The 6767-nt window shown below is 35.7% G+C and carries 6 protein-coding genes; 3 read left to right on the top strand and 3 right to left on the bottom strand.

Going from position 1 to position 6767, the window contains the following annotated elements; all coding sequences use genetic code 11:
* The coding region (locus MW688_RS21340) for a hypothetical protein (protein WP_486738030.1) at positions 1-202 on the top strand (202 nt) is incomplete at its 5' end.
* On the opposite strand, the gene glf is transcribed toward MW688_RS21340, so the two are convergent.
* From glf to MW688_RS21325, 3 genes are all read right to left on the bottom strand, one after another.
* Positions 189-1328 (bottom strand): UDP-galactopyranose mutase, encoded by a 1140-nt coding sequence (gene glf, locus MW688_RS21335; protein ID WP_486738029.1) that lies wholly within the window; start codon positions 1326-1328, stop codon positions 189-191. The two genes, MW688_RS21340 and glf, sit on opposite strands and share 14 nt — an antisense overlap.
* 141 nt (positions 1329-1469) lie before the next feature.
* Entirely contained in the window at positions 1470-2501 is a 1032-nt protein-coding gene (locus MW688_RS21330; protein WP_486738028.1) for a glycosyltransferase family 61 protein, read from the bottom strand.
* A 77-nt stretch (positions 2502-2578) separates the two neighbouring features.
* On the bottom strand, positions 2579-3487 hold the full coding sequence (locus MW688_RS21325) for a sulfotransferase (protein ID WP_486738027.1): 909 nt from the start codon (positions 3485-3487) through the stop codon (positions 2579-2581).
* A 126-nt stretch (positions 3488-3613) separates the two neighbouring features.
* Between MW688_RS21325 and MW688_RS21320 the strand changes: the two genes are divergently transcribed.
* Positions 3614-4864 carry a vWA domain-containing protein gene (locus MW688_RS21320; protein WP_486738026.1) on the top strand — a complete coding sequence of 417 codons (1251 nt, stop codon included), beginning with the start codon at positions 3614-3616 and terminating at the stop codon, positions 4862-4864.
* 412 nt (positions 4865-5276) lie between these two features.
* Positions 5277-6767 carry a hypothetical protein gene (locus MW688_RS21315; protein WP_486738025.1) on the top strand — a complete coding sequence of 497 codons (1491 nt, stop codon included), beginning with the start codon at positions 5277-5279 and terminating at the stop codon, positions 6765-6767.

The following is a 6767-nucleotide window of genomic DNA, read 5'->3' as shown; positions in this document are numbered from 1 at the left end:
AGAGATGGGCGCAAGCCGGAGAGATGGGCGCAAGCCGGAGAGATGGGCGCAAGCCGGAGAGATGGGCGCAAGCCTTGCGCCCCTACTACTAGTTGGCAATTTTTTCAAAATAAAATCAGCTAAAACCTATACAAATCAAAGTTTTAGTTTTAGATTTATTCAGCAAGCGCCAAATACAAAGAAATTAGCTAAACTACAGTAGCAGTTAACTCCTGTTTAGCAGTACTTAAAGCACTAGCAATTACTTGGTGCATATCATAATATTTATATTGTGCTAAACGGCCACCAAAAATCACATCTTTTTCTTGAGATTCCAACTCTTGATATTTTTTGAGTATTTCTTTGTCTTCAGCAAAATTTACTGGATAATAGGGTTCATCATTATTTACCTGAGAATATTCACGGACAATCACAGTTTCATTGGGTTTATGAGTTTTTTCTAAATGTAGATGTTTTGGTTCGTGAATGCGTGTATAGGGGACTTCTTTGTCTGCATAATTCATGACAGAAGTTCCCTGATAGTCTTCCATACGAATATTTTCTATTTCAAATCTAACAGAACGCCAGTTAAGACGACCAAATTTATAATCAAAGTAGCGGTCAATTGGTCCTGTGTAAACTATTTTTTCTCTGCATTTACTTCTCCAGTAGTTAATATCTTCTAGATAATCAACTTCTAATTCTACTGGAATCCCTTCTAACATTCTTTCAAATATAGGGGTATAACCACCAATAGGTATTCCTTGATATAAATCGTTGAAATAGGAGTCATGGTAGGAGTTACGTACAGGCAAACGGGTAATAATATTAGCGGGTAACTTGGTGGGGTCGCATCCCCATTGTTTCATAGTATAACCTTTAATAAAAGCTTCATAGAGATCTTCTCCAATTAAACTAATTGCTTTTTCTTCTAGGTTTTGAGGTCTAGCAATATTACCGCGTTTACTGGCGAGAAATTCGTCTACTTCGTGAGGTTTAAGATTGATGCCATAAAATTGATTAACTGTACCCAAATTAATCGGCATTGAGTAAACTTTGTCTTTGTGAGTAGTTAAAACTCTATGTTGATAGCGGTTAAATTCTGTGAATCTATTAATGTACTCCCACAAAGGTTTATTGTTGGTATGGAATATATGAGTACCATAGGCATGAATATTAACCTCTGTATCTTCATAGTTATAAGAATAGCAATTGCCGCCTATATGATTGCGTTTTTCTAAAACTAGTACAGTTTTACCACATTCTCGGGCCTGTTGGGCAAATACTGCTCCGAAAAATCCACTGCCTACTACTATATAGTCATATTGAGAGTTCACATTAGCCACCATAATATTTTCCAGAAATTACATACAAGTGAAAAAAAAATAGATAAACTACCTGATAATAAAATTAAAACCTCAAAAAACTGATATCTGAGAAGTTTTAATTGAAGCCAAGAAGTTAAAGTATCGGTAGTCATAATCACTTATCTATTTTTCAATTCCCATATATTTTAAAGCTTTTTCCAAAGATTGTACATCAATAGTTAGAGATGCTGTGGCAAATTCCCGGGGATTTTGTGCTACTTTTTCTTCACTATAGGTTTCAGGCATTTTCCCTGTTACTGCACACCAACTACCACCAACACAAGCTGTTATATTTCTAATACTTTTTACTATATATCCTGGATGGAACAGTTCAATCACTTTAACTTGGTTACGATTAAACATTAAAGCGCCAAAAGCTGCCCCATGAATACCAACAATCACTTCTGCATATCTACCGAGTAACCATTGTTCACTCATGGAGAAATCTTCAAAATAAACTTTTTTGAAATTATAAGCGGTGAGTAGTTCTTCAATTTCCGGTTGATTAGTGATAGTCCTGTTTCCTTTTCTCCCAATTAGTATTCTTGAATAACCCTCAGGTGGTTTCTCTTCGGCTAAAATTTCATCATAAAGAGGTAATAAAGATTGATAAAATTTATCAGGATTCATACATTGCTCAAAATTAGCCACTGAAACTATTTTCCCTTCTATTTCTTTATCAGTGACAACTACTGGTATTTCCATCACCTCACATACTTTTACTATAAATGATTTAACATTATCTTCTAAAATAACTACTATATCTAAATCAGATTTTTTTTTCATGTGTAATGCTGGAGGCATGATATTAATTAACATGTGGGCCACATTATTCTGGTCTATGTGACGACCATCATAGATTATTTTTTCGTTATCTAAGTTAAAATCTTGTAATTTTAATGCTGGTCCTAATGTTTTTTTAGTCTTCATTAAATTGTATTTAATCAGGTTTTGTCCCTTCATTCTTTTGGTATTGAGAGAATCAGTAATTCCCTCTTTTACTGTATAGGCAATCTCCGGTTGAATTACTTCATACCCTGGTGCTTCTATTTCTAAGCTTGCTGGGACAAAGGCATCAGCTAAATAGGTGGGATAACTGAAAATTTTAGATCCTGATACTTTGAGTGTTTCTTCTGGAATTTTATAAGTATTCATAATAAGGGAATTTACTCTGTTTGCAACTGATTAATTGTATCTTATCATAAGAAGCTCTTAACTCAATAAAAAATTTTTTAACTGTATTTAAATTGACTTAAATTAATACCAATTATTTCGCTAGTTTTCTGATTACTTTCAGTAAACTTGTTTCCCACATATTCTTTTGTTACTTGTTTTAATTCTTGTTCTAGATTATCTGATATATTTTTGGGAGTTATTTTATACGCTAATGAAGAGAGTTTATAGCCAAAGTTGCTTTGGGGAGGTAAAAAGAAATTAACTAACCTTTGAGCAGAAACTTGACTTCCTGTAAACCCAATATTTTTTTCAATTGTGTTGCTACAATCTTGGTAAGGTAATCCAACAAAGCTAAAAATACTTTGACAAAATTCTGCTTGGTTTCCCTTGAGCATTTCAAAAGGAAGAACTAGAATTTTATGTGTTCCAAATGTTTGTTGATATTCTGTAATTAATTCATCAAACTTTAAATTGTCTGGGCGAATTATCTCTGACAAAAACTTTTTACAGTTTGATTTTCCTCCTCTTTTAATATACTCTTTATAAGCTGAAATAATTATCGACTTTTGTTCACGAATAACCATTAATATATTTGCCTGAGGAAAGGTTTGATATAATCTTTTTACTATATCTTTTTCTAATCCTTGGTAATAGTTTTTGGGATATACAGCAAAACCCCCTGAGAGAAATTCATTAGAAATTACTGGGATCAAATCCTTCTTACTGGCTGTTTCTAAATAGGGATAAAATACTTGTTGTGTTGCTTCCAAGTCAAAATTATCCGGTTCTACAAATTGGTTTACAGCATCTCTCGACAAACCTTTACTCATTCCTTCTCGGACAATATTTTTCCAGGGAACGCAAAATCCTGTACTTTCCTTAGCAAAAACACTAGATTGCAACCAACTAGACGCTGTTTTAGGGTAACCTATGTGTATTAATATTTGTGCTTTTTGAGTTGACATTGATTGCAACAATTAAGTAGTATATATGTTGTTTATTTTTACGCTATATACTAACATATAATGAAATAAAGAAAACAAGTCTTTTTTGCTCAAAATCTTCCTCTTGAAACTAAAAAGCAATAAAAAATGAAAGTCGGTATAGAAGCACTGTTAAGCGATCAACAAGTAGATGCTAATCAACCAAGCACTCAACGTCAACTACAGATATCCCTTACGGCCATAGAAGCAGAATCACAAGGTAATCTGCCTCTGAATCTTTGTTTAATTTTAGATCGCAGTGGCTCAATGGGAGGAAAACCTCTAGAAAAAGTTAAGCAAGCAGCAATACAAATCATAGAACAACTAGGGCCAGAAGATCGCTTGTCAATAGTAAGCTTTAATCATCAGGCTAGAGTAATTGTATCTAATCAGGCACCATTGGATTTAGCAACTATCAAAGAAAATATTTCTAAACTAGAAGCAGATGGAGGAACATCCATAGACGAAGGTTTAAAAGTCGGGATGACGGAAATAGCCAATGGCAAAAATAATCGAGTATCCCAAATTTTTCTGCTGACTGATGGAGAAAATGAACACGGAGATAATCAAAGGTGTCTAAAGCTTGCTGAACTGGCGTCTAACTATAATATTACGGTGAATACTCTTGGTTTTGGGAATCATTGGAATCCCGATATACTAGAAAAAGTTGCTGATTCTGCCAGCGGGACTCTATGCCATATTCAAGAACCAGAAGAAGCTATTGTTGAGTTTGAACGCCTATTTACTCGTATCCAGTCAGTAGGCATAACTAACGCTCATCTAATTCTAGAATTAATCCCAGACGTACGTTTAGCTGAACTGAAGCCCATAGCTCAAGTATCACCAGAAACAGTAGAATTGAATATACAAAGAGAGAATGATCAAAATGATCAATATGTTACCCGTCTCGGTAATTTAATGCGAGAAGTACCTAGGGTAATTTTAATTAATCTCTATCTTAATCGACTACCAGCGCAACCAGAACTAACCATCGCTAAAGTCCAAGTACGCTATGATGATCCTCTAACAGGCGCAGAATCTATAGTTTCTGATAAAATACCAGTTACGGTCATGGTGACAGATGAATACAAACCACAACCAGAGGAAAAAGTAACTACCTCCGTATTGACTTTGGCTAAGTATCGTCAAACCCAATTGGCAGAGAAAAAACTAGCAGAGGGCGATCGCAAAGGCGCCGCCACTTTATTACAAACTGCTGCTAAAACTGCTATTCAATTAGGTGATAAAAATGCAGCGACCGTGCTTCAAAACAGTTCAACACGTCTACAGTCAGGAGAAGAACTAAGTAGTGCAGAACGCAAAAAGACTCGTATGGTTTCTAAAACTAAACTAAGTTAGTTGGTAGGGGGTAGAATTTCGGTGATCACTTGTTGATTGCTTTGAATATTGCCCAAAGCGCGATCGCCAGCAGCTTGTAGGTTGGGTTGAGGTAACGAAACCTCAGATCTTGCATCTTTACCTAATGTTACTGGTTGTGGTTGAGTAATGAGTTTTGAAGTAATGAGTAATGAGTTAAAGAACTGATGCTCAACGCTTAAAAATTGGTATACCTTTGCAAGATATAGGCTAAAGAGAAATGAACTTTTTCTGAGGTTAATTTAGTACATAAGTTCTGGTGCAAGATATGAGGAAACCCAACTATTTATAGTGATACTTGATAGGGGAATAGGGAAGACTCAGATCTTCCACCAAAACCCACTCATTTACTGGTGGTGGATGAATTTTGAAGTAATGAAGGAGATTATTTACCATGAGTGGCAGAAAAGAAAGATACGTTAGTGTTGCAGAACAAGAACTACGAAGATTACGAGAACAAGAAAGCCGACTACGTTCAGTCCAAAAAGACTTGCCAGAGCGTCTTAATCAAATACGTCAAGAAGCTCAACAAGATATGTTACAAAGACTGGCACCCCTAGAACAAAGGGCAAAACAGCAAGAACAAGAAAGTAAACGCCTACGCAGTAACTTGGCTACCCTAGAACAAAATACTCAACAGCGTCTCCAAAAACAACGCCAGGAATTTCAAAATTCAATCAAAGAATCAGAAACTAGACAGCAACAAGCTTTAGCACGTGAAAGTCAGTCCCTTAAGAATGCGATGGAACAAGGATTTCAACAGCAAAGGGCTGAGTACCTGCGCATTACATCTCAACAGCGCCAAGAATATTTATCCTTAAATCAAAAGTTGGATCAAAAGTTTTCTCAACTTATTGATGAAGAACGTGAAGCCAGAAAAGCGGGACAAAAAATACTACAAGAACAAATTGACCAAGTATTTAACACTATTGAAGAAGAAAGAAAATACAAGGAGAAATTAGCCCAAGACATCCTCTCAGATGTACAACAAATTAGCAAGGAAATTGAGCAAAATTATCAACACGAACGCTTTACCCCAAATAGATTGGCAGATTTACAACGCAATTTACTACTAGCTAAACAAAATCTAGATAACGGCGTTTTTGAAGGAGCGATCGCCACTTCTCAACAAGCTTATCTGGAACTCACGGACCTGCGTCTAGAATTAGAACAAAGAGAACAAGAATGGCTTATATACTATAACGCTGTTTCTGAAGACTTGCGTACTCTCATAGCTGAAGCCGAAGCCCATCATCAGGTAGACGTAGAACTAGGTACAGTAGAAACTGAAGTAGAAACCTTTCGTGAAGAAGTTAACTATTGGACTAACGGACGCTTAACTAGTTATGAGCAAAAACTCAATACTATTGAAAAACGACTTCAACAAGAAGAATCAACTCTTACCCTGGAAGAAATTAAGCAACTATCTGAGGAAATCGAAACCCTACGACCACAATTAGCTGAAATCGTCGAGGATACCAAAACACAGGTAATTCTTTCTCAAATGCGTGCAGAAATAGCAGATCAGGTCGTAGAAGTTCTCAAAGGGCGAGGTTATACAGTAGACAATGAAGCAGACGTTACCTATGAAGAATCTGATTACCGGAAGGCTTTTGTGGCAAAAGTTAAAAATGCAGCAGGAGAAGAGATTGTCACAGTAATTACACCTGAAAAAGAAGAAGGGGCAAATAGAATTACTATTAATACTTTTGGCGATCGCTCCAGTGAAGACGAATTAAAACAACGAGCAAACGATGTTTTCAATGATGTTAGTAATGAACTAGGATTAAAAACTAGAGGAGAAACTATCTGCGAAGAACAACCGATAGAAAAGTATCGCAATATTGAACAAGTCAAACAACAGAAAAATGTTAGACAAGCTTAA

Source organism: Johannesbaptistia floridana (assembly GCF_057440575.1).
Note: the sequence above shows the minus strand (reverse complement) of the source record. Positions and strands in the feature narration are given on the sequence as shown.

Bases quoted from the DNA above. Each gene is read 5' to 3' on its own strand.
- MW688_RS21315 (WP_486738025.1), top strand. From the start codon at position 5,277: ATGAGTGGCAGAAAAGAAAGATACGTTAGTGTTGCAGAACAAGAACTA.
- MW688_RS21320 (WP_486738026.1), top strand. From the start codon at position 3,614: ATGAAAGTCGGTATAGAAGCACTGTTAAGCGATCAACAAGTAGATGCT.
- glf (WP_486738029.1), bottom strand. From the start codon at position 1,328: ATGGTGGCTAATGTGAACTCTCAATATGACTATATAGTAGTAGGCAGT.
- MW688_RS21330 (WP_486738028.1), bottom strand. From the start codon at position 2,501: ATGAATACTTATAAAATTCCAGAAGAAACACTCAAAGTATCAGGATCT.
- MW688_RS21325 (WP_486738027.1), bottom strand. From the start codon at position 3,487: ATGTCAACTCAAAAAGCACAAATATTAATACACATAGGTTACCCTAAA.